This is a genomic window from Luteibacter sp. dw_328, from assembly GCF_018449605.1.
In the GTDB taxonomy this organism is placed as follows: Bacteria; Pseudomonadota; Gammaproteobacteria; order Xanthomonadales; family Rhodanobacteraceae; genus Luteibacter.
Genome location: NZ_JAAVUW010000005.1, coordinates 219,496 through 245,344 on the forward strand (window position 1 = coordinate 219,496; position 25,849 = coordinate 245,344).

Sequence of the window (25,849 nt, forward strand, 5' to 3'; positions counted from 1 at the left end):
GGCCCTCTGCGAAAGCACCGCGCATGGCGACCTTCGGATCCGCGATCCGTCTCTGGCTTGGCATGTTGCTCATTGCCGTCATCGCGGTACTCGCGTCCGTGCTGATCGGCGGCGGGGACTCGACCGTCGCCGCATCGTGGCAGGGCCTCGTGTCGTCGATGGATACGCCCATGCATTCGATCATCTGGGAACTGCGCCTGCCCCGCTCCATCGCGGCGTACGGCGTGGGAGGCCTGCTCGCGATGTCGGGCTGCCTGATGCAGATCCTGGTACGCAACCCGCTGGCCGATCCCTATACGCTCGGCCTTTCCGGCGGGGCCTCGGTGGGCGCCCTGGGCGCCATGCTGGGGGGACTTGGCGCCGTGCTGATCGCCGCGGGCGCGGCGTCAGGCGCGCTGCTCGCCTGCCTGGCCGTGTTCGTGCTCGGCCATCGCGATCTGTTGTCCCGCCAGCGTGCCGCGCAACGCGAAGACTCCACCGACCTGATCCTGATCGGCGTGATGCTGGCGTCCGGCTTCGGCGCCATCGTCAGCATGATGCTGGTGCTGGCGCCGGACAAGAACCTGCGCGGCATGCTGTTCTGGATGATGGGCGACCTCAGCGGCGCGGCCAATCCGTTGCTCCCCGTGGGCAGCCTGTTGCTTGGCGTGCTGTGCGTCGTACCGCTCGGGCGGCAGCTCAACCTTCTCGGTCGCGGCGAAGAGTCCGCCAGCGCGCTTGGCGTTCGCCCCAACGTAGTGAAGTCCGCGATCTTCGTCATCGCTTCGCTGGCGACCGCCGTCGCGGTGACGACCGCCGGTACCGTGGGCTTCGTCGGGCTGGTGGTTCCGCATGCGCTGCGCCGTGTCATCGGCAATGACCAGCGCGTGCTGATTCCCGCGTGCGCGATCGGTGGCGGCATCGTTGTCGTCGTGGCCGACACGATCTCGCGGATCGTCGCCGATCCCATCCAGCTACCCGTCGGCGCCGTCATGGCAGTGATCGGCGTACCGACCTTCATGTTCCTGCTGGTGAAACGCCGATGAGCAGCGTTCTCGCCACTGAGGCCGTCAGCCTCTCCGTACGAGAACGCATGCTGGTGCGCGAGTTGAGCATGCGCGTCGAACCCGGCCAGGTCTGGTGCGTGCTCGGTCCGAACGGGGCGGGCAAGTCGACCTTGCTGCGTGCGCTTGCCGGCCTGCGCGAACCCGACCAGGGACGCGTGCTGCTGGGCGACCGCGATATACGGGCGTACCGGCCGATCGAGCTTGCCCGCCTGCGTGGCTTCCTGCCGCAATCCATCGTCGACGCCTTCAGTCTTACCGTGATGGAAGCGGTGGTCGCCGCACGGCACCCTCGGCTGCCGTTCTGGGCATGGGGCGACGAGGATCTCGAGCCGGCGCAGCGTGCCCTGCGCACCTTCGAACTGGAATCGTTGGCGGAGCGCGACGTGACGACCCTCTCCGGTGGCGAGCGCCAACGCGTGAACATCGCAGCACTCTTCACCCAGGATGTCGACGTGATGCTCCTCGACGAGCCTCTGTCGTCGCTGGACCTGCATCACCAGATGAAGACCCTGCACGAGTTGTTGCACACCGCGGCGCATGATGGAAAATCCGTGGTGTATACGGTGCACGACATCAACCTGGCTTTCCAGCACGCGACGCATGCCGTGCTCCTGGACGGCAGTGGCGGTGCGCTTGCCGGCTTCAAGGACGAGGTCATCACCAGCGAACATCTGTCGGCTGCCTTCCACCATCCCATCCACGGCGTAACACTCGACGGCGAACGGTTCTTCCGTGCCGGACGCCTCAACGGACGTTCCCCATGATTCGCGCCCTTGGCCTTCTCGCCCTTTTTATCGCCAGCGCCGCCAGCGCCGACGTGACGGTGACCGACGATGCGGGACGCACGGTCACGCTCAAGGCTCCCGCCCATCGCATCGTCAGCCTCGCACCGAACATTACCGACGCACTCTTCGCCGCCGGCGCAGGGTCCTACGTCGTGGGCACCTCCCGCTTCAGCGATCATCCGGACGAAGCGAAGAAGGTGCCAATCATCGGCGACGCCACCATGATCGATCTGGAGCGGATCGTCGGTCTCAAGCCGGACGTCATCGTCGTCTGGCGAAGCGGCACGCCGGCGGCACAGGTGGAGAAGCTCAGCCGGCTCGGCATTCCGATTCTCTATTCGGAGACGACGCGTCTCGCCGACGTCGCACCCGCCACGCGACGTTTCGGGACGCTCGCCGGCACGCAGGACGTAGCCGATCGGAACGCGGCGGCTTTCGACGCCTCGCTGGCGAAGCTTCGCAGCGACTATGCCGGCAAGGCGCGTCTGAAGGTCTTCTACCAGATATGGGACCGTCCCCTGATGACGATCGGCCGTGCGCAGATCATCGATGACGCGCTCGACCTTTGCGGTGGTGACAACATCTTCGCCGACCTCTCGCAGGCAGCGCCCACCGTCACGCGCGAAGCCGTGCTGGCGCGCGATCCCGACGTCATCATCAGCGGCGACGGCGGCGGCCACGACGACCTCGCCGTATGGCGCCAGAGTGGTTTCCTGAGCGCGGTGAAGCACGATAACGTGATGACCGTCGACACCCCCACACTCGCCTCGCCCTCGCCCTCGATCCTCGCCAGTGTGGATGTGCTGTGCCGCCGGCTGGACGAAGCCCGTACGCGAAACCAGCGCTGACCCGTAGCGCGCCCGCGACCCCGTCTTGTGGTCGCCATCACGTATGGCTTTCTAGAATCCTCGCCACGAGCCCTGCGGACCGGTCCCGATGACCCCACATCCCCCTTTCGTGCCTGGTGATACCGACGGCCTTTCGTGGCTGGATCGCGGTGGTGAAGCCGGTGCGCTGATTCGCGCATTCGACTGGACGCGCACACCCTTGGGCGCGCTCGAGACGTGGTCGCAGAGCCTGCGCACCATTACCGCCATGCTGCTGCTCTCACCCGTTCCTATCGTGCTGTTGTGGGGCCCGCAGGGCATCATGATCTACAACGACGCGTACTCCATCTTCGCCGGCGCCCGGCATCCGCGACTGCTGGGTTCGGAGGTGCGCAAGGGCTGGACCGAGATCGCCGATTTCAACGACAACGTGATGCGGGTAGGACTTGCGGGCGGCACGCTGGCGTACAAGGACCAGCAGCTCACGCTCGAACGGAATGGAAAGCCCGAACCGGTGTGGATGAACCTGGATTACTCGCCGGTCCTCGATGAGAGCGGGATGCCCGGCGGCGTCATCGCCTTCGTGGTGGAGACCACCGCCCGTGTCCGCGCAGAACAGAACGTACGCGAGGGCGAACGGCGATTTCGCGAGCACCTCGAGGCCATGGTGGCCGAGCGCACGGCCGCGCTCGAACGCAGTGAAGCCAACCTGCGCACCATTTTCGAGACCTCGCACCTCTACCAGTACCTGCTCTCGCCCGATGGCAACGTGGTCTACGCGAACGCCACGGCGCTGGCCGGCGTCGAAGCGACGCTGGACGACGTGATCGGACTGCCGTTCTGGCTTACGCCGTGGTTCGGGGGCACGCCCGGCATGCCACAGGCTGTCGAAGCGGCGACCCGAAGAGCGGCCGCCGGAAAGAGCGAGCACATGAGCATGGCATTGAACCTGCCTACGGGCGTACGTTCGTTCGACTTTTCGATGCGCCCGGTGACGGATGAATCCGGCAATGTGGTAGCCATGGTGCCCGAAGCAGTCGAGAAGACCGCGCGCATCAAGGCCGAGCAAACCCTCCTGCAGGTGCAGAAGATGGAGGCGCTCGGCAATCTCACAGGCGGCATCGCGCACGACTTCAACAACCTGCTGATGGCCGTGCAGGGAAGTCTCGACCTGCTTCGCGAACGCATGCCGCAGGAGCCGCTGCTGCTGCGCCTGGCGGACACCGCCATCGCAGGCGCGGAACGCGGTAGCGCCTTGACCCGACGCATGCTCGCCTTCGCGCGACGCCAGGACCTCACGACCGAGAGCATCGACCTGCGCCAGCTCGTGGAAGGCATGACCGAGCTGCTACGTCGGTCGCTCGGTCCCACCATCGTGCTGGAGACGTACTTCGGGCCACGCGTCCCCACCATCCGCGCCGATGCGAATCAACTCGAGACTGCCCTGCTCAATCTGGCCGTCAACGCACGTGACGCCATGGACGGCGTGGGCACGTTGATCATCACGACGGACGAAGACTGGATGCAGGAGGGCCACGCCACGCTCTCCCCGGGTCACTACGTGCGCCTGTCGGTGTCGGATTCGGGTGCCGGCATGGATGAAGCCATGCTCAAGCGCGCCATCGAGCCGTTCTTCACCACCAAGGGCGTCGGCAAGGGCACGGGGCTCGGCCTGTCCATGGTTCATGGCCTATCCGAGCAACTCGGTGGCACGCTAATCCTCCGCAGCCGCGTGGATGAAGGCACCACCGCCGAAATCTGGCTGCCCGCCGCACAGGTCCATGATCTACCGGCGTCACGCGAGGCGCACGTTACGCCAGTCCTGGGACGCTGCGCACCAGACACCGTCGTCAGCATCCTTACCGTGGACGACGACGACCTGGTTCGCACGACAACGGTCGACATGCTGGAGGCCCTCGGCTACCAGGTCATCCCTGCGCGCTCGGGGTACGAGGCACTGCAAGTGCTTGAAGCGACCTGCGTGGACCTCGTCATCACCGACCACGCCATGCCGCAGATGACCGGTACCCAGCTCGCCGAACGCATACGCGAGCGCTGGCCGGATCTCCCCATGATCATGGCCACGGGCTATGCCGACCTGCCAGCCGGCCAGCAACTGCAAATCCCCCGCCTGGCCAAGCCTTACTCGCAGGCGACGCTGGCCGACGCCGTGCATCGAACCGTGTCGCGGCCACGCTGAGCATGCGTGGCCTGATGAGATCTGAGGGATCGGAGTACTACGGCTTCTTGTCGCCGGCACCCGGCGGCAGGCGATACCGCAGCTTGCTATAGGCCCAGCTCGGCCACAACGCGTGCGCCAGCGCCTCTTTCTCCAACTGGGAATCCACCGGCTGCAGGTCGAGCTTCTCGCCGTCGATCAGATAGTGATATTGCGTCGCCGGCTGGTTCGGCCGAAGGACGATGAGGCGGTCGCCCTTGAGATAACCGTAGTTGTCGCCGTACTGCATGATGGCGCGGTCCGGATAACGCTGGGTCAGATCGGCACCAAGCATCGGATGCTCACTGCTGATACCGATGAGCGAGAGGAGGGTGGGCGCAAGATCGACCTGGCTGACGATGTGATCGTCTTTCTTCACCGGCACGCCCGCGCCGAGAATCAGCGCGGGGATGTGGAAATGCGTGACGGGCACGAGATTGGCACCGAACACGCGCGCGTCGTGGTCCGCGACGATCAGGAACACCGTGTGGCTCCAGTACGGCGACTGCTTGGCTCGCTCGAAGAAGCGGCCGATGGACCAGTCCGCATAACGTACCGCGTTGGCATTGCTGGCAGGTTCGCCCTCGGGCGTGATCCGGCCCGCCGGGTATTCCCATGGCGTGTGGTTCGACACGGAGAAGGCCACGGTAAGCGTGGGCTTGTCGCCGTCATCGAGAAGGCGCTGGTGCAGCTCGTTGAACATGTCTTCGTCGGAGGCGCCCCAGGAGCCGATGAATCCGGGCTTGGTCTTGAAGCTCGCGCTGTCGACGACTTCGTTGAAGCCGTTACCGAAGAAGAACGAACGCATGTTGTCGAAGTGCGCCTCACCGCCGTAGAGGAAGCGCGTGTGATAACCGAAGGTGTCGAGCAAGGCGCCGAGGGTGAAGAAGTCGCGCTGGCTGCGCGGCAGCTTGAGCACGGCCTCGGCCGGCGTCGGCAGGAAGCCCGTGGTGACGGCTTCCAGTCCACGCGCCGAGCGCGTGCCCGTCGCGTAGGTTCGGGTCAGCCACCATCCCTCGTTGGAGAGCTTGTCCAGTTCGGGCGTGTAGCCGTCGCCACCCAGGCTGCCGACGAACTGCGCGCCGAGGCTTTCTTCGAGGATGATGACCAGGTTCAGTGGCTTGTCGCCTTTCCGGGTCGCCTGCTGGCGATGCAGGCTGGGATAGGTCGCGTCCAGTGGAGGACCATCCAGGCCGGCGGCCTGACGCACGATCGCCTGCATTTCGTCGTCGGGTAGCTTGCCGTAGACCGCCGACGCAGAACGTTCGTTGCCCAGCGCAAGCGCTGCATTGAGCACGTTGTAAAGTGAATTCAGCGGCAGCGTGTTGACCATCGCGTCGTTGGTGAAGGCGACCTGCGAGGCGTTGAGCGGACGATGCTGCAGCGTGCCGCGGCCGGCCAGGAAAAGCACGGCGAACAGGACCACGGTGACAACGGGACGCATCCAGCCGCGCACGCGTGCACGATCCGGCTGACGCGTCGGCAGCAGGCGGAAACCGAGCCAGCCGATCAGCGCGAACACCACCAGGCCCGCTGCGACGGACAACTTGTAGCCGTTCCAGAGCATGGAGGCCACTTCATGCGGGCTGGTCAGGTACTCGAAGTACAGGCGATTGGGGCGCGTGTCGTATTCGACGATGAATTGCGGGGTCGAAACTTCCAGCAACACGAAGGCCAGCCACCAGAAGCGCAGCCACCAGGCCGCTATACGGGTGGGCCATGCGCGATGGCCGAGCCAAGGCGAGAGCAGCGCCGGCAAGGCGACGATCATCGCGATGAGTGAGAGATCGATGCGCCAGCCACCCATCAGCACGGGCCAGAGGCCGCCACCGTTGTGGACGCGCGACCATTGCCACACGGACAGGCCGACGCGGGAAAGCGTCAGGAAGACGAGGGCGGCAAGGATGAAACGCCAGGTGAGCTTGCGCACGTTGGAGTATCCGGTATCAGGGCGGTAACGACCCGAAGACTTTACACTGTGCGCCCCAGGAACGACTTACGGCAGCCTTTCAGGCGCCAAACGAGGACCGACGATGTTCAGACTGGCCGACGCCAAGCCGATCGCCCATGGGCACATCCGCGAGGTGTACCAGCACCCGGACGACTCCGATCTGCTGATCAAAGTGATCACCAGCGCATCGATCGAGGAGCGCTGGAACCAGGCGCCGTGGTACCGCCGTATCGCGCGCAGCGGTCCGTACAAGGACTTCGTGCGCGAGTTCAAGGAATACGTCACGAGCCTCTACGTGGGCGCCTATGCGACCTCGCCCCTCGCTCGCATCGTCGGCCTGGAGATGACCGATATCGGCATGGGGCAGATCGTGGAGAAGGTGCGGCAGCCGAATGGGCAGCTCGCGCCGACGCTGCATGCCTGGGTCCAGGCCGAAGGCTTTACCGAGAAAACGCGGCTTGAGCTCGAAGCGTTCTACGCACGCCTGCTCAGCCACAACGTCATCGCCGCCGACCTGCACGCATGGAACGTCGTGTATGGGGAGGACTCGCGCGGTGGCCCGCGACTGGTGATGATCGATGGCTTCGGCGAGAAGAATATCGTGCCGCATTGTTCGATGAATCGCGCGCATAACGCGTCACGCACGAAGAAGAAGTACGAGCGGATGGTGAAGCGGACGATGGCTGAGGCGCCTGTGGGTTAGAGCATCGCCGATGAATCGGCTCCTACCGGGCTGGGTTCGCTTTGTCTGGCTGGTACACAGCCCACCCGGCTGCCGTCGCCGGGCAGCAGCACTGACCGCACGCGATTGGCCACGCCCATATCCACGACCTTTTCGCGGATGACGCAGCTGTCCAGTGCATCCTCGTTCAGAAGGATCCATCGGTGGGCGGGATCGGCCCGCTGCCAGACGCGGGCATCCGCCATCTGCAACGCGGCGTCGCGCGCGAAGCCGAACTCGGTCACCGGGCGTCGCGCCTGATAGAGCACTTCCTCTCGCCACGAAACCAGACCGAGCTGGCCGCCGGGACCGATCCGTGCATCGGCCTCGCTCATCAACTGGGTCGCGGACTGGTTGGCGTTGAGCAGCGGATAGGTGGTCACCGGCCAGACGATCCATGCCAGGCCGATACCGAGCACCAGCGCGAGCACGCCACGCCGCGGACGGCATACCGCGGCGGCCACAAGGAAGGCGGCACCCAGGGCGATGACGCACAGCCACAGCGACTGGCCGTGATCGGCCAGTTGATAACCTTCGGCAATGCGCCGCGCCGCCTTCGGCGCGGCCTTCCAGGCCCAGGCACCGACACCGACGAACACCACGCCGGATGCCACGGTGAGCCCGAACGCGAGCCTCGGCAGCCACCGCGTCTTCAGGAGGTCACCGAGATAGGGCGCCATGGCCAGCGCCAGCATGGGCAGCCCCGGCAGGATGTAGATCGCGCGTTTGCCGCTCGGGATGGAAAAGAACACAAGGGTAAGGACGAACCATGCCAGCGGCATCCACACGCGCGGTTCGCGACGTCGCAGCGCCTCTCGCCAGCGAGGGACGAGAAAGGGAATCAACAGCCAGGTCGGCGCCCACACGCGCAGGATCACCAGCAGGAAGAACCACGGCGCCTCCTCGTGCTGCCATGAGTTGGCGTAGCGGTCGGCGGTCTGGTGGAACAGGATGTCCTGGACGTAGGCCACGTACTCGGGTGTGCGGAACCCATAAGCGGTGACCAGCATAGGCAGCAGCCAGACGGAGATCGCGAGGAGGAAGGCAATGGCACCGCCGGCCCAGCGCCAGCGGTCGCCGTGTGTCCGGGCGAGACCGGGCCACTGCCGTGCCCGCATCACGGCATAGGGAATGAGCATGAACAGGGCGATGACACCCACGCCCTTGGTGATCACTCCCAGGCCGGCCGCGAAGCAGCCGAGCCAGTACATCTTCCAGTCCGGACCACGCAGGCAATGCAGCAACAGGCCAGTATTGGCCAGGGTGATCCAGAACAGGGAGAGGGGATCGATCTGGCCGTGCTTGATGACATCGACGAAGGTCATCGTTGTCAGCACGATGGCTGCGGCGTGCAGACCGACCCGCGGATTCCACAGGCGACGCCCGAGACAGGCGACCAGGGCCAACGTGCCCAGGCCGGAGAACAGGGATGTGAGCAGGAAGGCGCCGCGCCAGCCGTTGGTGAGCGCCATCCAGGCGGCCTCGGTCCACATGAGCATGGGCGGCTTGTCCGCATAGAGCTCCAGGCCCCGGTGCGGAAACAGCCATTGGCCGGATTCGAGCATCTGTCGTGCGACGAGGGCGAAACGCGGCTCATCCGGTGGCCAGGGATCACGCATGCCGATGCCGGCCGCTAGAACCACCAGGGCGAAGAGCATGAACCCGCCGAGTTCACGGCGAAAGGATCGTTCGTCGAGGGCCATCGGATACGGGGAAACGGCGAGGTCGGCGGCCATGCTAATCGGGGCGGCTGACAAGTCCCTTACAGCGGAGGGAAGGGCCGCTGGTCGATTCCATTTCATTTTTCCGGAGCTGGAACGTCTAGGGTGTTCGCCGGTGCGGAAATCGGCGCTCGTTCTGCCCGTACGGGCGTCGATTTCCCACCGTGCGAACCTATAGTGACCCTCTCCCAGCCTCATGAACGCGGTCAGACACACCATGGATCCCTCCCAGGCGGCGGGCACGCCAGCGGGCGGTAAACGTGCCGCGCAGGTGGTTGCCCTCTTCCGTGAACACAATGCGGCGCTCGTGGCTTTCCTGCGAGCGCGACTGAATTCGCATGCCGATGCCCAGGAGGTAGCGCAGGAGGTTTATCTCAAGCTGCTCTCGCTGGACGAGGCGACCCGGATCGACTCACCCCGCGCTTTTCTCTTTCGCGCCGCCTCCAACCTGGCCGTGGACCGCCTGCGCATGCGCAACGTGCGTGCCTCTGCCCCGATGGATCCGGACAACGACGACTGGCACGTCACGCCTATTCCCGAACAGCACGCCTCGGCGGTCGAACAATGGCAGGTCCTCCGCCAGTCCCTGGACGAACTGCCGCCGAAGACCAGCCGGGCCTTCGTCATGCATGTCGTCGACGGACGCGACTTCGCCGCGATAGCCCGGGACATGAAACTGAGCGAGCGCATGGTGCGCTACCACGTGGCCAATGCCCTGGCGCACTGCCGCGAACGCCGCGATCGCGCGGAGAACCCCCAATGAACACTGCTTCCTTCGTCGATCGTCATATCGAGAACACCGCCGCCGACTGGTGGTCGCGCCTGCGCGACCCCGCGTTGCCCGAACAGGCCATGCTGCAATGGAGCGATTGGCTCGAAGCCGACAAGCGCCATGCCGCCGCCTTCGACCGCGCGTGCGACCTCGCCGAAAGCGCGACCGCCATGGATAGCGCCACGCGCGAGGCTTTCGTGGCGCGATACGTGCCGCCGACGCCGCACCGCCGGTCGCCGCCGCGGCTTGCCCTCAGCCTGGCCGCGGGCGTAGCCATCGTCGTGCTCGGCGCGGGGCTGTACGTGGGCCTGCGTCCTGCGGGCACCGAATCGACCCGCCAGTACGCCAGCGAGCGCGCCGGGCATCGCGACATCGCGCTGCCTGATGGCTCGAGCATCGAGCTTGGCGGCGCGACGTCGATCACCGCGAGGTACGGCCGCGACGAACGTGCCGTGGACCTCGAGGCCGGCGAAGCCTTTTTTCGCGTCGCCCATGCCGAGCGCCCCTTCGTGGTGACGGCCGGCCCGCTGCGGATCCGCGACCTGGGGACCGCTTTCAACGTCCGCCGGACGGGCAACCGCGTCACCGTGGCGGTCACGGAAGGCCGCGTGCGGGTATCGCCCTCCGCCACCGATGGCGATGCGGCCACCGTGGAGCTTGGCGCAGGGCGTGAAGTCTCGTTCGATCCCGAGACGCAGGCCATGCGCATCCTCGACGTGACCCCGGCCTCCGCGACCGCCTGGCGCGGCCACCGGCTGGAGTTCGTCAACGAGCCCCTGGCCTCGGTCGTGGAGAATGTGAACCGCTATAGCGCACGGCCGATCCGGCTGGCCGACGCCGACCTGGGCCGACTGACGTTTACCGGTACCGTCGAGGTCGATACCATCGACAGTTGGGTGTCCGCGTTACCGCGGGTCTTCCCGGTTCGCGTGGATAGCTACGCCGACCGGCTGGAGCTGGCTCGCCAGACATCGATGACGCGGAGTCAGAAGCCGCGCTGAAACTCACCCTTTGGGACGGCAGATCTTGCAGTACTCGCTTCGCGGGCGCCGGCGCGCACTCACCGGCGCTCTCGCGCTTGCGTGGGCGATCCGTGTCGCCTGCGCCGCGGACGCTTCCGGCGGCGGTTCCACGAATGTCGTCATCCCGTTCGACATCGCCCCGCAACCCCTGGCGACCGCCCTGCTCGCCTGGGGTAAGCAAAGCAACGTGCAGGTACTGACCGCGTCCGGCTCGATCGCCAACTGGCGATCGTCCGGTGCCAGCGGCACGCTTACGCCGAACGCAGCACTGAACGAACTGCTCGCCGGGACCGATCTCGAAAGCGAAGCCTACGATGCACGCACGGTGGTCGTGCGCCAGCGGCAGAAGCCCGACAACGCGACGCCGCTGCCACTGGACCCCGCCGTCGCGTTCGATCCGGGCAGCGTCGTGCCGCTGGCCACCGTGGATGTCCAGGGCATGGTCCAGGACAACGGATTCAAGGCGGACACCACCCGCACGGTAACGCGTACGGACGCGCGGCTCACCGATGTGCCCCAATCGGTCACGGTGGTGACCCGTGACGTGATCGAAGCGCAGCAGGCCGTCGATATCGGCGATGTGGCGCGGTATGTGGCAGGCGTGCAGTACGTGGACGGCTACGGCGGATCGCCGTTGTTCCTGATTCGCGGCTTCGATGCCGGCCATGGCATGACCGATGGCATGCCCAACGGCATCGCGCGGACGGAAGACCTGCCCCCGCTGATCGGCATCGAACGCGTGGAAGTCCTGCGTGGCCCCGAAGCGATCCTCGGCGACGCGTCGCAGAACAACAACTTTGGCGGTTCGATCAACGTCGTCATGAAGCGACCGCAGGCCGAGACCGTACGCACGATCGACTACACGGTCGGCAAGTACGATGGCGCCCGGCTCGGCGTCGACCTCGCAGGCAGCGCATCGAAAGATGGATCGCTGACCTACCGCCTGGTCGCCTCGGGACAGCGTGGCGAGAAGACGCCGGAGGGCGACGGCGGTGGCCGCGGCGCGTATCTCGCGCCATCGCTGGCGTGGCAGGGCGAGCACACCCGTGTCATGGGCGGCGTGGAGTTCGTCGACAACCGCGTGCCCGGTCCGGAACACACGGTGCTGCTCGGGCCGTCGCTGTCCTCGGCGTCGCCCGTGCGTTCCGTGCCGGGGAATCCGGGCGATATCTCCACCTATCGCACCCTTCGTGGGGTCTTCGAAGTCGATCACGACTTCGCGGACGACTGGACGTTCCACAGCCGCGGGCAGTACGTGCGCCAGCACAGCGACGGCAACAGCTGGTCGTATCTTTCCTCCGGCCCGGCTTTCGTCTTCGGGGGGGCTTCGTCGGCGGTAGCGCGAAGCTTTCGCTACTCCGGTACCTACTGGACCTGGCAGAACGACCTCACCCGCACCTTTCGCACGGGCGATGTCACGCATACCGTGTTGGTCGGCGTGGACCTCGCCCGGACCCATGCGGGCGACAGCGGCGGTGGCAGCATCACCGAGGGAACCACGACCGACGAGGCCGATCGCAGCGCCGTCATCGTGACGCGGCCGCTTGCCTACGACCTGCGCACCGGAAGCACGGTGTCGGCGAAGTACAACGCGCTGATCAGGCCGGTAAGCACCACCGTGCAGACCCTGGGCGGCTCGTGGCAGACCAATGCGGGCGTTTACTTCCAGGACCAGATCGCCCTGGGCGATCGCTGGAACGTGCTCGCCGCCGTACGCCGCGCCAGCTATGAACTCGATACGCGATGGTCCGACGGTTCGCCGCGAACGGTGCGCAAGGATCGCTGGATACCCAAGGTCGGCGTGGTCTACAAGTTGACGCCGGAGGTATCCCTGTACGCGGACACATCCACCGGGTTCCAGCCCGATCCAGCACTGGGCAAGGATGGCCAGCCGCTGCCTGTCGCCACCTCACGACAGATCGAATTGGGCACGAAAGTCGATCTCTTCGACCAGCAAGCGCGCCTGACCGCGGCGGTCTATCGCATCCGTGTCGACCACAGCGTGGACCTGGTGTCGCCGGAGCCGCCCTTCTTCGCCACCCCGGGCCCCGGGCAGACCAATCGCGGCCTCGAACTCGAATTCACCGGTCGCGTCGCGCCGGGCTTCGATGTGCTGGCCAGCCTGACCGAATCGCGTATCCGCAATCACGATGACACCCGGCCCACCGGTGCACCGAAGCATCAGGCGGCGGCGTGGGGCAGCTATCGCTTCGGCGAGGGGTCGCTCAAACCCTGGGGCGTCGCCGCCGGTGTCGTCGCGCGCAGTCGCAGCGAGGGCCGCACGACGAACGACGGGCAGTACTTCGGCATTCCCGGACAGGCCAGCGTCGAGACCAATGTGTCGCGTTACGGCGAAAACTGGCGGGTGACACTGGGGGTGAAGAACCTCTTTGCGCGCACGCTGTACGCCGTGAACTTCGACGAAACCTTCGTCCCGATACGGCAAGGCCGTGTCGTGCTGCTCACCGGCACTTACAACTTCTAGGCGGCCGCGCGCGCGAACGACTTCAGGGTGACTTCGCACGCCTCGCGCCGGAAGGCGTCGCGCTCCGCGCGGCCGCTGGATACCCCCAGGCAGGGAATTTCGTAGCAGCCACCTTCGCCGGCAACGCCACCGTGACGCCGCCAGAACCGGTCGTACGACGCGGTGGTCACCCCGGCACGACGATCGAGCGGATGAGCGCTGCGCGATACGCCCCGGACCCTGTCGATGCCGTAGTACGTGGCCAGCGCGCGAACCACGGCCAGCAGCAGGTCGCGTGGACGCAACCCGCCCGTGGCGCGACTGAAGCGCGCGATGGCCCCGCGGCCGAGGTAAGCCCACGAGCCGCGCATCGCCCCCACCAGCACGCCTTCCGTACCGGCGAAGGTGATCGCGCAGGAGGAGATCACTTCCTTGTCCGCGTTGAGCAGGTAAAGCCCCAGCTCGCCGGTGGATTCGTTCTCCGGCGTGCGCGCGTGGAGATATGCGACCTCACCACCGCCGAGGGGAAGCGTGGCAAGACGGACGTCGTGACCCTTGAGCAGTCGATTCCGCAGGCGCTCCGGAAACTCGCGCGCGACGAAGCGGTAATGGGCGTCGATCACCCGCGCGCGCATCACCATGTCGAACTTGCGCGAGATGTAATGGGTCTGCCAGCGCTCGTAGACCCGGGGGTTCAATTCGGCCGCGTCGCGCATGGCCCGCGATCCCCCGACCAGCCCGAGCCAGGCGGCCTGACGACGGAAGGCCATCACCGTGCGCAGCAGGTAAGGCAGCCGGCGTTCCCGAACCGTTCCCTGCCGCCGCAAGGCGGCACGCCGGCGGGCGTGATCGACAAGGAGGGCCAGTGCGCCTCGTGCGGGCCGGGCGGAAGCCCAGCCAAGCTTGGCGTCGGGGAGCGAGGTGGGATCGGGGTAATGCGGATGCATACCCTTAAGACGTTCCGGGGCCGAAAAATTGAAATCCCTTCGGCATGCCCCGGCGGGTCGGCCCGTCGCGGAACAAGCTCCCCCTGCTCGGTAGGAACCGATTTATCGGCGATCGCTGCCCATGCCGCCAGACTTCCACGCTACCCACGCGCCCACCAGGGTCAATAGCGCCAGCGCGTACCAGGTGATGGCATAGCTCAGGTGGTTGTCCGGGAATGCGATCACGGTCAGGCCGCCGACCGGGCCGTCATTTCCTTCGCCACGACCCGGCGACGACGCCGCGTCGGCATCCACGAAGTAGGGCGCGACATCGCTCAACCCCCTCGCCGACGCAATCGCCGCGACATCACGTGAGAACCACTTCTCCCTGGCCGGATCGTTCTTCTGCAGGAAGGCGCCCTTGGGTTCGCTGATCCGCAACAGCCCCGACACTGTCGTCGACCCGGACGGACCCGGCGCGCAGCCGGCCTTGCCCGCACACCAGGTGGGCGACACGAAGCCGCGGTTCACGATCACGATATCGCCCGACGGCGTGCGCAAGGGAGTGAGCAACCACGAGCCCATGCCGAGCTCGGTGCTCGCGCGGACACGGACGCTCTTGTCCTGCAGGAAGGTACCGGTGAGTTTCACGCGGCGGTATTCATCGTTCGCCGCACTGACCTGCGGCCACTGGCCACGGCCGGGAGCATCGACCGGCTGGGCATGGACGCGTGTGTCGACGCGGGCGATCAGATCGTGTTTCCAGGCGCGGCGATGCACCTGCCAGGTGCCCAGAGCGATGAAGCCGACAAAGACCAGTACGCCGAGTACGGCCAGCACGCCCAGAACGAAGACGCCGCGCGGAGGGCGCGGCGTCCTTGGCTCGTTTGTCGCGCCCACGCTCAAGGGAGGTTCTTCACCTGCTGCTCGGTCATGTCGTGGGACATGCCCGGCATCATGTTCGAATTGAGGTGGAACATGACCCAGATGGAACCGGTCAGCGTGATGACCACCAGGATGAGGGTGAACATCAGCGCCAGCATGTTCCAGCCGCCCTGTGACTTCGTGTCCATGTGCAGGAAGTAGATCATGTGGACCACGATCTGGATCGCCGCAAAGGTAAGGATCACGATCGCCAGCGTCTGCGGGTTCGGAATGACCTTGCCCATGACCAGCCAGAACGGGATCGCCGTCAGCACCACGGCGAGGAAGAACCCCATCATGTAGCCCTTCAGGGTGCTGTGGCTGACTTCCTCTTCACCGTGACCATGGTCGTCGTGGTGGTCGTGCGAGTCGATGTGCGCGCTCACGGCAGCACTCCCATCAGGTAGACAAAGGTGAACACGCCGATCCAGACCACGTCGAGGAAGTGCCAGAACATCGACAGGCACATGATGCGACGCTTGTTGGCCGGGGTGAGGCCGAAGCGACCCACCTGCACCAACAGCGTGATCAGCCAGACGATGCCGAAGGTCACATGCAACCCGTGGGTGCCGACCAGGGTGAAGAACGACGACAGGAACGCGCTGCGCTGCGGACCCGCGCCCTCATGGATGAGGTTGGCGAATTCGTACAGCTCGATGCCGAGGAAGGTCGCACCGAACAGTCCGGTGACGATCAGCCAGGCCATCATCGTGCCACGGCGGTTCTTCTGCATCTCCAGCACGGCGAAGCCGTACGTGATGGAGGACAGCAGGAGCATCGTGGTGTTGACGGCCACCAGCGGCAGCTCGAACAGGTCGGCGCCCGAAGGGCCACCCGCGTAGCTGCGGCCGAGGACACCGTAGGTGGCGAACAGGCAGGCGAAGATGAGGCAATCGCTCATCAGGTAGATCCAGAACCCGAGCAACGTGCCGTTTTCCGGGTGATGGTCTTCCTTCATCCAGAACTGAAGGTCCTGCTGGTCCGCGACGACCGCGGAAGGCGTGGCTTGGATATCAGACATGGGCGGCAAGCTCTTCCGTGCGGGCGGCCTCGGTCCGGGCCACGACGTCGGCGGGGATGTAGTAGTCGCGTTTGTAATTGAAGGTGTGGCCGATCGCGGTCACCAGCAGACCGAGGAAGGCGACGCCGGCGATGAGGAACATGTGCCAGATCATGGCGAAGCCGATGACGAAGGCGAAGGCTGCGATGTAGACACCGGCCGCGGTGTTCTTCGGCATGTGGATCGGCAGGTAGCCTTCGGTACGACGCGCGGCGTTGCGCTCCTTCATCTGCCACCAGGCATCCTGTTCGTGGATGACCGGGGTGAAGGCGAAGTTGTAGGACGGCGGCGGCGACGAGGTCGACCACTCCAGCGTGCGCCCGTGCCACGGATCGCCCGTCACATCGCGCAGGGCCTCACGACGCTTGATGCTGACGAAGATCTGGATGAGAAACGCTGCGATGCCACCAGCGATGAGCAGGGCGCCGAAGGCGGCGATGATGAACCAGATCTGCAGGGACGGGTCTTCGAAGTGGTTCATGCGGCGGGTGACGCCCATGAAGCCCAGCACGTAGAGCGGCATGAAGGCGAAATAGAAGCCGGTCAGCCACAGCCAGAACGACCACTTGCCCCAGTACGAATCGAGCTTGAAGCCGAAGGCCTTCGGGAACCAGTAGTTGATGCCGGCGAAGACACCGAAGATCACGCCGCCGATGATCACGTTATGGAAATGCGCGATCAGGAACAGGCTGTTGTGCAGCAGGAAGTCCGCCGGGGGCACGGCGAGCATGACGCCGGTCATGCCGCCGATCACGAAGGTGACCATGAAGCCCATCGTCCACAGCATCGGCACTTCGAACTGGATGCGGCCACGGTACATCGTGAACAGCCAGTTGAAGATCTTCGCGCCTGTGGGGATCGAGATGATCATCGTGGTGATACCGAAGAACGAGTTGACGCTCGCACCGGACCCCATGGTGAAGAAGTGATGCAGCCATACCAGGTACGACAGCACCGTGATCACGACGGTGGCGTAGACCATGGACGCATAGCCGAACAGACGCTTGCGGCTGAACGTGGCGACCACTTCGGAGAACACGCCGAACAGCGGCAGCACCAGGATGTAGACCTCGGGATGGCCCCAGATCCAGATCAGGTTCACGTACATCATGGCGTTGCCGCCGAAGTCGTTCGTGAAGAAGTTGGTGCCGGCGTAGCGGTCGAGCGAGAGCAGCGCGAGTACGGCCGTCAGCACCGGGAAGGCGGCGACGATCAGCACGTTGGTGCACAGCGAGGTCCAGGTGAAGACGGGCATCTTCATCATGGTCATGCCCGGGGCCCGCATCTTGATTATGGTGGCAAGCAGGTTGATGCCGGAGAGGGTCGTTCCCACACCGGCCACCTGTAGCGACCATATGTAGTAGTCGACCCCGACATCCGGACTGGCCGCCAACCCGGAAAGCGGCGGATAGGCCAGCCAACCCGTGCGGGCGAACTCACCGACGAACAGGGAGGCCATGACCAGCATGCCGCCGGCCACGGTCATCCAGAAGCTGAAGTTGTTGAGGAACGGGAACGCGACATCGCGTGCGCCGATCTGCAGCGGCACCACGAAGTTCATCAGACCGGTGACGAAGGGCATCGCCACGAAGAAGATCATGATCACGCCATGGGCGGTGAAGACCTGGTCGTAGTGATGCGGCGGCAGAAAGCCGGGGTTGCCGTTGAAGGCCATGGCCTGCTGGGCGCGCATCATGATGGCGTCGGAGAAGCCGCGCAGCAGCATGACCACGCCGAGCACCATGTACATGATGCCGATCTTCTTGTGATCGATGCTGGTGAACCACTCGCTCCAGAGGTAACCCCAGAGCTTGTACTTGGTCAGCACCGCCAGCAGGGCGATGCCTCCGAGGGCGACCGCGGCAAACGTGCCGATGAGAATCGGCTCGTGGTACGGGATCGCCTCGATGGTGAGGCGTCCGAAGATCAGTGTGACTAGATCGGGTGTGTTCATTACCGGACTCGGCGAGGCTTGAATCGGAAAAGGCGGCCGCTCAGAGCGGACGTCCGGCAGGTGTCACCGGCGCACCGGTAGCGCCGCGGGCGGTGCACAGGGCACCCACGTAGCGCTTGCCATCGTCGGCGACACCCAGGCGCGAGCGGGTACCAGCGTCGAGCGAGGTGACGTTGTACGCGCCCACCACGCCCTGTCCGCCCTGCTGGTCGATCGCCATCATGTCGCTCATGCACATGCGGTTCGATTCGACACAACGGTTGAGGATCGCGCTGTACAAGCCAGGCGCGACGGTTTTGTAGTAGTGCACCGGTTCGCGCTCGCTGGGTTGCTCGAGCTTGAGGTAGTCCTCGCGGCTCAGGGTATTGCCATCGGCGCGGGCCTTGGCCACCCAGGTATTGAAGTCGCCGTCGGACAGGCTATGGAAGCGGAAGCGCATGTCGGAGAAGCCGGCGCCGCTGTAGTTGGCCGAAAGTCCTTCGAAGTCGCCCGTTTTGTTCATCACCGCGTGGAGCTTGGTCTCCATGCCCGGCATGGCATAGATCATGCCTGCCATCGAAGGGACGAAGAACGCGTTCATGACGTTCGAGGCGGTGATATGGAACTCGATCGGGCGATCGACCGGGGCCGCCATCTCGTTCACCGTGGCAATGCCCTGCTCCGGGTAGAGGAACAGCCACTTCCAGTCCAGCGCGACGACTTCGACCACGAGCGGCTTGGTGCCTTCGGCGACCGGGCGGGAAGCGTCGATCTTGTCCAGCGGGCGGTAGGGGTCCAGCTTGTGCGTGCTGGTCCATGTGATGGCGCCCAGCGCGATGATGATCAGCAGCGGAGCCGACCAGATCAGCAGTTCCAGGACCGTGGAATGGTTCCAGTCCGGGGCATAGTCGTCGTGGTTCTTGTTCGATTCCCGATATTTCCAGGCGAACATGAACGTCATCGCGATCACCGGGATGATGATGATCAACATCAGCACCACGGAAATAATGATGAGATCGCGCTGCTGCCGAGCGATGTCGCCGGAGGGCGAAAACAGCACGGCGTCGCAGCCCGACAAGAGCAGGACCAAAGCGGGGATCAGCAATCCGCGCATCATCTTCATGGACATTCGCATGATGGAGGCAACCGTGGGGACACGAAAAAATACGCCTAACCGCCTTTCAAGGCCATAGGACACTTTGTCCCATGGCCCTACAAGCCGAGTGGTGCGATCCTTCGCTATCCTGCACTCAATTCCCAAGACCGGGCCGAATACGATGTCGAGCATTTCACACGCCCATCACAATGCCGCGGAAGGCGCCGAACAGGATGTCCGCCGCCAGCACGAGACCAGCCACGCCGCCGTCGCCCCAGGCGAAATCGCGGTCGGCGTCGTCATCGGCCGTGCCTCCGAATACTTCGACTTCTTCACGTACGGCATCGCGTCCGTCCTCGTCTTTCCGTCGGTGTTCTTTCCGTTCCTGAGCCAGCTGGACGGCATCCTTGCCGCTTTCGCCATCTTCTCGCTCGCGTTCATCGCCCGGCCGCTCGGCACCACATTGTTCATGGCCATCCAGCGCAACTGGAGCCGGAGCACCAAGCTCACGGCGGCATTGTTCCTGCTGGGCACGTCAACGGTGTGCATTGCTTTCCTGCCGGCGAACACGTCGCACGGGTACGCCGTCATTGTGATTCTCTCGGTGCTGCGCTTCTTGCAGGGCATTGCGCTCGGCGGCTCCTGGGATGGCCTGCCCTCCCTGCTCTCGCTCAATGCGCCCAAGGGCCGTCGCGGCTGGTATTCCATGCTCGGCCAGCTCGGCGCGCCGGTAGGCTTCCTGATCGCGGCGTCGCTGTTCCTGTTCCTGCACACCCAGCTCTCCCCCGAAGACTTCCTCAGCTGGGGCTGGCGCTACCCCTTCTTCGTCGCCTTCGCGATCAACGTGGTGGCCCTGTTCGCCCGCCTGCGCCTGGTCGTGACCGAGGAATACACCCAGCTGCTGGAAGAGCGCGAACTCGAGCCCATCGGCATCATCGAAATGGTGACGGCCCAGGGTTACAACCTGTTTATCGGCGCCTTCGCCGCCCTGGCCAGCTACGCCCTGTTCCACCTGGTCACCATCTTCCCGCTTTCCTGGATCGCACTGAACCGCTCGCAGGACATCAACGACGTCCTGGTGGTGCAGCTGATCGGGGCGTTTCTGGCGATCCTGGGCACCATGGCCTCGGGCGTCATCGCCGACAAGTTCGGTCGCCGCAACACCCTGGGCAGCATGGCCGTGCTGATCGCCCTGTTCGCCATTGCGTCGCCCTGGCTGCTCGGCGGCGGCAAGGTCGCGCAGGATGCCTTCCTGCTGATCGGCTTCGCCTTGCTGGGCCTGTCTTATGGTCAGGCCGCCGGCACGGTCACGGCGAATTTCGCCAAGCGTTACCGTTACACCGGCGCCGCCCTGACCTCCGACTTCGCCTGGCTGTTCGGCGCGGCCTTCGCCCCGCTGGTGGCCCTGGGGCTTTCGACCCGCTTCGGCCTGGGCGCGGTGAGCGTTTACCTGCTTTCGGGCGCGGCCTGCACGCTGCTGGCGCTGCGGATCAATAAGGCGCTGGAGACGGATCGGTCCAAGCCGGTCGCCTGATAGGTCGAGAGCATCGCCGATGCATCGGCTCCTGCCGAGCGGGGCGCGCCTTGCCTGGTGGGAGCCGCTTCAGCGGCGATGGCGGCCCTCAACCGATAACCGGATACGGGCCTTCATCAAACGCGACGTCGTGATACCCCTTCACCCCGATTGCCCGGGCCATGTCGCTGCGGAAGTCCTCCCCGCGACGTAAGCACTCGAGCGCAAAGGCGAAGTCCCGCCGGGGCTTCCAGCCCAGCTCCCGTGACGCCCGACCGCTGTCGTAGACACGATCCAGGCTCGGCAGCAGCCTCCAGCCACGCGCGGCGTAAAGCGCATCCACGTCGGGAAACAGCTTACGCACAACGGCGGCCGCATCCGCGCGCAAGGCCGCCACGTCGTTTCGGGTGAACGGGGGCGGGGCCGAGACGATGTATCGCCCGAAACCGATGTCCGGTGCGCGGGCGACCGCCCGCAGATGCGCCTCGACGATGTCTTCGATATCCGCCCTGCGATAGAGAAGCTCGTTAGCCTGCATGTTCAGTGTGCCGTACTCGGCACGTACGCCTGCATTGTCGTCATCTTCGGGGAAGAAGCGCGACGTTCGCAGCACGATGACAGCGAGGCCGTCGTTGCGCGCCACCAGTTCGCACATGCCCTCGGCGGCGATCTTGGTCGCCCCGTAGATGTTCTTCGGGATGGGAACCACGTCCTCGTCGATCCAGGTCGCCGGTGCGCCCGGTCGCGGCGAGAGCGCCGCGCCGAAGGCACTCGTTGTGCTGGTAAAAACGAAAGCCTTCACGCCGTGCGCCACGGCGGACTCGAGCAGCGCCACGGTGCCCGCCACGTTGGTATCGACGAACTCGCGCCTGGAATGCGTGGCGATGTGCGGCTTGTGCAGGGTGGCGCTGTGGATCACGGCCGTGGCGCCGGACATGGCGTCGCGGACGAAGGCCTCGTCCGCGATCGAGCCCACGTGATCGGTAAACGGCGACGCCTTGATGTCGATGCCGCGGACCTCGCGGCCCTCGGCGCGAAGCCGGCGGACGATCGCCTCACCCAGGTGTCCGGCGCTGCCGGTGACCAGAACGCTCATCGGCAACCGCTCCTTACCAGATCAGGTCATCCGGGACGACGAACTGCTTGTAATAGTCGTCATCGTCGTCGGCGGGGAGCGGCGCGCTGTCCGTACGGCCATGGTCGGAGACGACCACGTCCGAGACACGCATGTGGATCTTGTCCGCCGCCGCGCGCGGGATCAGCTCGTAGCGGTCATCGAGTTTTGCAATCGCCAGCACGCCGCCAGCCAGCTGGGCGCGAAGCGGCTCGCTCACCAGCAGGCTGGTGATCTTTTCGCCATCGGTGAAGCGATACGCAATCTCGCCGTCGCGCTTCACCCGGGTGGTTTCGACGATCTGGCGTACCTGGGCGCGAATTTCCTTCTTCCGCGCCTCGGCGTTGCGCTCGGCAGCAATGGCGCGATCGCGTTCGACGCGCTCGGCCTGGAGCTTGCGTGCGTCGACCTGGGCTTCGTCGGCAACGACGGGCGCTTTGCCCTGGCGCTGCTTGGCCTGCTCGCGCACGACCTTGGCGATCTTGTCCTTCTTGACCAGACCGGCCTTGAGCAACTGTTCCTGCAGTGGATTACGCATATCGGGGCATTCGTAAGGTCGCGAGACCACCGATTCTAGCGCCGAAGGCTTGGTTACATGGCGTTACGTGCCTAGGCTTGGTGACCTCCCCGGAGGTACGCACCCATGTCCGATCGCCACACCCGGCGCGCCAAGCGCCTGACGCTCGCCCTGCTCGGGCTGCTGGCCACCCCGACCTTCGCTGCCGATGGGGTGCCGCCCCGAAGCGAATGGAAGGCCACAAGCTCATCGCAGCAGGTGCCGGCGCTGGCGCCCGCCCATGCCATCGACACCGACGAGACCACGCGCTGGGGCGGCAGCTTCAGCCCGGGGCAATGGTTCCAGGTGGACCTGGGCAGGATCGCGAGCATCGGCGGCGTTCGCATCCATTGGGACAGTGGCTTTGCGGCTTCGTACTCGATCCAGGTCTCGACCGACGGCACCACGTTCCGACCCGTGTATGCCGTGACCGATTCGCCGGGCGGCACGGAATACCTCGTCTTTCCGGCGGCTGAGGCGCGCTACGTGCGGCTGGCCGCGCCGGAGCGGACGGCCGACTGGGGTGTCTCGGTGTTCGAGTTCGAGCCCTTCGCAGCCAGCGATGTGGCGCGTATTGGCGGACTCGACGGCAAGGACGATGGTGCCTCGCTTTGGGCTGACGGAACCACCCGGACCATCGTCGGGAAGGGGCCCAAGGGCACGCGGCAGCTGGATATCGCCCTGCCACGGCCGGTGAACATCGCTGGGCTCGAGATCGAGTGGGCTGGACCGCGCAACGGTGCCTCGCTGGAGGGACGAGACACAAAGGGCCGATGGGCCACGATCGACAGTGACCCCGGCAGTGCGGGGGACAGCTCGTATCTCGCCGCGCGCGAGCCAATCGTTATCGAGGCGCTGCGTCTGGTCGTCGGATTGAAGGAAGGCGTAGCGCCTCCAGTGAAGCGCCTGCGACTCCTCGGCCCGCTGCGCGTGATGACCGCCATGAAGCGCTACCAGGTAATCGCCTCCCGGATGAATGCGGCCCTGTTTCCCTCTTCGCTACATATGCAGCAGGTGTACTGGACGGCGGTCGGCGTGCCGGCGGGCTTGCAGAAATCCATCTTCGACGAGTATGGAAATATCGAGCCGTACAAGGGCGGCCCTCTGGTGCAGGCCATCTGGCGCGATGTTTCCGGGCACACCAGCGTCTCGGATGGTTCGGAACGGACGCATGCACTGCGCGATGGGTGGAAGCCGATGCCGTCGGTAGGCTGGGTGGCGCAGCCCGGCCTTGCTGTCAGCAGCGAAGCCTTTGCCAAGCAGGAGGGTTCGCAGCCCGTCGTGATGCTTCGTCATCGATTGAAAAATACGGGCAACACGACGGTGGACGGAACGTTGTCGCTCGTCGTAAGGCCGATTCAGGTCAACCCGCCCTGGCAGAACGGTGGTGCCTCGCCGATTCATGACATCGCCCTGGTTGGCGATGCATCCCACACGAGCGTGCGCGTCGAGGGGCGCACCTTGCTGGCCTCGCTCACACCGGTAGATGCCTCAGGGGCCGCAGCGTTCGGTGCACACGGCGAAACCGAGATCACCGGCACGGTTGCCGCGGGCAAGGTTCCGCCCGTGCGTGAAGCGCACGACGATGACGGCCTCGCCGCAGCGGCGCTCGACTACCGTGTGCATTTGGCGCCTGGCGAGACGCTCGACATCGTGCTGGCGTTTCCTCTGGGTGATGCCGCGGCGGATACGAACGGCCATCTCCCCGAACCGCCCGCGATCAATCGGGATGCGCTGCAAGCCGAGACATTCGACACGCTGTCCGACCGCGTCTCGGACGAATGGCAAAAGCGCCTCGGCGGCGTCGGCATTTCCTTGCCCGACGAATCGCTCGTGAACCTTCTCCGCTCGCAAGCCGCCTATATGCTTGTCAACCAGACCGGTCACGCGATGCAGGCGGGCCCTCGCAACTACAACCGCTCCTTCATTCGGGACGGTGCGGCGACGGCATCGATCCTGCTGCGCATGGGTGAGACGAAGACCGCACGCGACTACCTCGACTGGTATGCCACCCACGCTGTGCACGAGAACGGCCTGGTCTCGCCCATCCTCAACGCCGACGGCAGCGTCAATCGCGGCTTCGGTTCCGACATCGAGTACGACAGCCAGGGTGAGTTCATCAACCTGGTGGGGGACGTGGCGCGTTTCGGTGGTGGTCCCGCCAGCGTGAAGGCGTACGAACCGAAGGTACGTGCGGCAATGCATTTCATGCAGGAGTTACGCGAACGGACCATGGCTCCCGGCTATCTCGGCGATCTTCCGGCACCCGAGCGATTCCACGGCATCATCGCACCGTCGATCAGTCATGAAGGTTATTCGAGTCCCACGCATAGCTACTGGGATGACTACTGGGCACTGAAGGGCTGGCACGATGGTGCATGGCTTGCCGAGCAGTGGGGCGACAAGGAGCTAGCCGCTTACGCACGTGCCCAGTACGCCGCGCTGCGCGAATCCTTGCGCAAGTCGATCGTTGCAACGATGGCGTGGAAGGGCATCGATATGATTCCCGCAGCGGCGGACCTGGGCGACGGCGATCCGACGGGCGTGTCCATTGCGCTCGACCCGGCGGGACAGATGGACGTACTGCCGGCTGAGGCGCTACGTCGCACCTTCGATCGCTATCTTGCCGATGTGCGCAAGCGTGAGGCGCCAGGGGAATTGTTCGCCTATACGCCGTATGAGCTGCGTAACGTGCTCACCTATGTTTACCTCGATCGCCCGAAGGATGCCGCCGAGCTACTTGCTGACATCGTCCGCGACCGCCGCCCGCCAGAGTGGAACATGTGGGCGGAGGTGGTTCATTCACGGCCGCGGCACCCAGGGTACCTCGGAGACATGCCGCATACCTGGATCGGCTCGGAGTATGCGCGAACGATCTTCGGGATGTTGATGCGGGAGGCGGATGATGGGCTTTATCTGTTGCCGGGGGCACCGCCTTCGTGGGTCGCCGGGAAGGGATTGTCGGTGACAAATCTGCCGGTGGCTTATGGGTCGTTGAGCATGACGGCGAGACGCGACGGCGAACGACTGACCATCACGCTCGATAACGGCATCCGACCGGGGACGCCCGTACGCGTGTTCTGGCCAGATCGGATGAAGCCGCGGAAGGTCACTGTGGACGGGAAAACCGTATCGGGTTACGACGCCGATGGCGTCCGGCTGGGTAAGCCATTCCATACGCTCGTCGCCGACTACTGACC

Annotated in this window: 20 protein-coding genes; 10 read left to right on the forward strand and 10 right to left on the reverse strand. The window is 65.2% G+C overall.

Annotated features, from left to right (window positions below; translation table 11 throughout):
* Positions 1-23: 23 nt before the first annotated feature.
* The 4 genes from HB634_RS13750 to HB634_RS13765 all read left to right on the forward strand — a co-directional run bounded on the left by HB634_RS13750 (position 24) and on the right by HB634_RS13765 (position 4,858).
* Positions 24-1,025, forward strand: a complete 1,002-nt coding sequence (locus HB634_RS13750) for an iron ABC transporter permease (RefSeq protein WP_213948953.1) — start codon at positions 24-26, stop codon at positions 1,023-1,025.
* A complete protein-coding gene (locus HB634_RS13755; protein WP_063572978.1) occupies positions 1,022-1,810 on the forward strand; it encodes an ABC transporter ATP-binding protein in 789 nt (262 codons plus the stop codon). Before HB634_RS13750 ends, HB634_RS13755 begins: the two co-directional genes overlap by 4 nt.
* Positions 1,807-2,679 carry a cobalamin-binding protein gene (locus tag HB634_RS13760; protein WP_213948954.1) on the forward strand — a complete coding sequence of 291 codons (873 nt, stop codon included), beginning with the start codon at positions 1,807-1,809 and terminating at the stop codon, positions 2,677-2,679. The genes HB634_RS13755 and HB634_RS13760 overlap by 4 nt, the downstream gene beginning before the upstream one ends.
* Before the next feature lie 88 nt (positions 2,680-2,767).
* Entirely contained in the window at positions 2,768-4,858 is a 2,091-nt protein-coding gene (locus tag HB634_RS13765; protein WP_213948955.1) for a PAS domain-containing sensor histidine kinase, read from the forward strand.
* A gap of 37 nt (positions 4,859-4,895) precedes the next feature.
* On the opposite strand, the gene HB634_RS13770 is transcribed toward HB634_RS13765, so the two are convergent.
* Positions 4,896-6,806: a sulfatase-like hydrolase/transferase gene (locus tag HB634_RS13770; RefSeq protein WP_213948956.1), complete on the reverse strand. Its 1,911-nt coding sequence runs from the start codon at positions 6,804-6,806 to the stop codon at positions 4,896-4,898.
* Positions 6,807-6,909: 103 nt separating this feature from the next.
* On the opposite strand from HB634_RS13770, the gene HB634_RS13775 reads away from it, so the two are divergent.
* Entirely contained in the window at positions 6,910-7,530 is a 621-nt protein-coding gene (locus tag HB634_RS13775; protein WP_063572064.1) for a YrbL family protein, read from the forward strand.
* On the opposite strand, the gene HB634_RS13780 is transcribed toward HB634_RS13775, so the two are convergent.
* Positions 7,527-9,284, reverse strand: a complete 1,758-nt coding sequence (locus tag HB634_RS13780) for a glycosyltransferase family 39 protein (RefSeq protein WP_255548585.1) — start codon at positions 9,282-9,284, stop codon at positions 7,527-7,529. The two genes, HB634_RS13775 and HB634_RS13780, sit on opposite strands and share 4 nt — an antisense overlap.
* 202 nt (positions 9,285-9,486) lie before the next feature.
* On the opposite strand from HB634_RS13780, the gene HB634_RS13785 reads away from it, so the two are divergent.
* From HB634_RS13785 to HB634_RS13795, 3 genes are read left to right on the forward strand one after another with little or no spacing between them, the layout of a single operon-like run.
* Positions 9,487-10,032 carry a sigma-70 family RNA polymerase sigma factor gene (locus tag HB634_RS13785; protein ID WP_157504038.1) on the forward strand — a complete coding sequence of 182 codons (546 nt, stop codon included), beginning with the start codon at positions 9,487-9,489 and terminating at the stop codon, positions 10,030-10,032.
* A complete protein-coding gene (locus HB634_RS13790) occupies positions 10,029-11,042 on the forward strand; it encodes a FecR domain-containing protein (protein WP_213948957.1) in 1,014 nt (337 codons plus the stop codon). Before HB634_RS13785 ends, HB634_RS13790 begins: the two co-directional genes overlap by 4 nt.
* 25 nt (positions 11,043-11,067) lie before the next feature.
* Complete coding sequence (locus HB634_RS13795) at positions 11,068-13,548, forward strand: TonB-dependent receptor (RefSeq protein WP_213948958.1); 2,481 nt, start codon at positions 11,068-11,070, stop codon at positions 13,546-13,548.
* Here HB634_RS13795 and HB634_RS13800 read toward each other — a convergent pair.
* From HB634_RS13800 to cyoA, 6 genes are all read right to left on the reverse strand, one after another.
* Positions 13,545-14,474, reverse strand: coding sequence for a DUF535 family protein (locus tag HB634_RS13800; RefSeq protein ID WP_213948959.1), 930 nt, complete (start codon positions 14,472-14,474; stop codon positions 13,545-13,547). The two genes, HB634_RS13795 and HB634_RS13800, sit on opposite strands and share 4 nt — an antisense overlap.
* A 102-nt stretch (positions 14,475-14,576) precedes the next feature.
* Positions 14,577-15,353 (reverse strand): SURF1 family protein, encoded by a 777-nt coding sequence (locus HB634_RS13805; RefSeq protein ID WP_063573883.1) that lies wholly within the window; start codon positions 15,351-15,353, stop codon positions 14,577-14,579.
* Between the two features lie 2 nt (positions 15,354-15,355).
* Positions 15,356-15,763 carry a cytochrome o ubiquinol oxidase subunit IV gene (gene cyoD / locus HB634_RS13810; RefSeq protein WP_063573884.1) on the reverse strand — a complete coding sequence of 136 codons (408 nt, stop codon included), beginning with the start codon at positions 15,761-15,763 and terminating at the stop codon, positions 15,356-15,358.
* Positions 15,760-16,398 (reverse strand): cytochrome o ubiquinol oxidase subunit III, encoded by a 639-nt coding sequence (gene cyoC, locus HB634_RS13815; RefSeq protein ID WP_063573885.1) that lies wholly within the window; start codon positions 16,396-16,398, stop codon positions 15,760-15,762. The genes cyoD and cyoC overlap by 4 nt, the downstream gene beginning before the upstream one ends.
* Entirely contained in the window at positions 16,391-18,364 is a 1,974-nt protein-coding gene (gene cyoB, locus HB634_RS13820; protein WP_213949130.1) for a cytochrome o ubiquinol oxidase subunit I, read from the reverse strand. Before cyoB ends, cyoC begins: the two co-directional genes overlap by 8 nt.
* A 67-nt stretch (positions 18,365-18,431) precedes the next feature.
* Positions 18,432-19,493 (reverse strand): ubiquinol oxidase subunit II, encoded by a 1,062-nt coding sequence (gene cyoA / locus HB634_RS13825; protein WP_213948960.1) that lies wholly within the window; start codon positions 19,491-19,493, stop codon positions 18,432-18,434.
* A 154-nt stretch (positions 19,494-19,647) separates the two neighbouring features.
* Between cyoA and HB634_RS13830 the strand changes: the two genes are divergently transcribed.
* A complete protein-coding gene (locus HB634_RS13830) occupies positions 19,648-21,000 on the forward strand; it encodes an MFS transporter (protein WP_213948961.1) in 1,353 nt (450 codons plus the stop codon).
* An 88-nt stretch (positions 21,001-21,088) separates the two neighbouring features.
* Here the strand turns inward: HB634_RS13830 and HB634_RS13835 are convergent, their stop codons facing one another.
* A complete protein-coding gene (locus HB634_RS13835; RefSeq protein ID WP_213948962.1) occupies positions 21,089-22,075 on the reverse strand; it encodes an NAD(P)-dependent oxidoreductase in 987 nt (328 codons plus the stop codon).
* Between the two features lie 13 nt (positions 22,076-22,088).
* Complete coding sequence (locus HB634_RS13840) at positions 22,089-22,631, reverse strand: DUF2058 domain-containing protein (RefSeq protein WP_213948963.1); 543 nt, start codon at positions 22,629-22,631, stop codon at positions 22,089-22,091.
* A 105-nt stretch (positions 22,632-22,736) separates the two neighbouring features.
* Between HB634_RS13840 and HB634_RS13845 the strand changes: the two genes are divergently transcribed.
* Positions 22,737-25,847 carry a discoidin domain-containing protein gene (locus HB634_RS13845; RefSeq protein ID WP_213948964.1) on the forward strand — a complete coding sequence of 1,037 codons (3,111 nt, stop codon included), beginning with the start codon at positions 22,737-22,739 and terminating at the stop codon, positions 25,845-25,847.
* The last annotated feature ends 2 nt before the right edge of the window (positions 25,848-25,849 follow it).

Excerpts from the sequence above, each read along its gene's own strand:
- HB634_RS13785 (WP_157504038.1), top strand. The coding sequence starts at position 9,487 with ATGGATCCCTCCCAGGCGGCGGGCACGCCAGCGGGCGGTAAACGTGCC.
- HB634_RS13775 (WP_063572064.1), top strand. The coding sequence starts at position 6,910 with ATGTTCAGACTGGCCGACGCCAAGCCGATCGCCCATGGGCACATCCGC.
- cyoC (WP_063573885.1), bottom strand. The coding sequence starts at position 16,398 with ATGTCTGATATCCAAGCCACGCCTTCCGCGGTCGTCGCGGACCAGCAG.
- HB634_RS13755 (WP_063572978.1), top strand. The coding sequence starts at position 1,022 with ATGAGCAGCGTTCTCGCCACTGAGGCCGTCAGCCTCTCCGTACGAGAA.
- HB634_RS13790 (WP_213948957.1), top strand. The coding sequence starts at position 10,029 with ATGAACACTGCTTCCTTCGTCGATCGTCATATCGAGAACACCGCCGCC.
- HB634_RS13845 (WP_213948964.1), top strand. The coding sequence starts at position 22,737 with ATGTCCGATCGCCACACCCGGCGCGCCAAGCGCCTGACGCTCGCCCTG.
- HB634_RS13765 (WP_213948955.1), top strand. The coding sequence starts at position 2,768 with ATGACCCCACATCCCCCTTTCGTGCCTGGTGATACCGACGGCCTTTCG.
- HB634_RS13780 (WP_255548585.1), bottom strand. The coding sequence starts at position 9,284 with ATGGCCGCCGACCTCGCCGTTTCCCCGTATCCGATGGCCCTCGACGAA.
- HB634_RS13835 (WP_213948962.1), bottom strand. The coding sequence starts at position 22,075 with ATGAGCGTTCTGGTCACCGGCAGCGCCGGACACCTGGGTGAGGCGATC.
- HB634_RS13840 (WP_213948963.1), bottom strand. The coding sequence starts at position 22,631 with ATGCGTAATCCACTGCAGGAACAGTTGCTCAAGGCCGGTCTGGTCAAG.
- HB634_RS13750 (WP_213948953.1), top strand. The coding sequence starts at position 24 with ATGGCGACCTTCGGATCCGCGATCCGTCTCTGGCTTGGCATGTTGCTC.
- HB634_RS13760 (WP_213948954.1), top strand. The coding sequence starts at position 1,807 with ATGATTCGCGCCCTTGGCCTTCTCGCCCTTTTTATCGCCAGCGCCGCC.
- cyoA (WP_213948960.1), bottom strand. The coding sequence starts at position 19,493 with ATGAAGATGATGCGCGGATTGCTGATCCCCGCTTTGGTCCTGCTCTTG.
- HB634_RS13830 (WP_213948961.1), top strand. The coding sequence starts at position 19,648 with ATGTCGAGCATTTCACACGCCCATCACAATGCCGCGGAAGGCGCCGAA.
- HB634_RS13800 (WP_213948959.1), bottom strand. The coding sequence starts at position 14,474 with ATGCATCCGCATTACCCCGATCCCACCTCGCTCCCCGACGCCAAGCTT.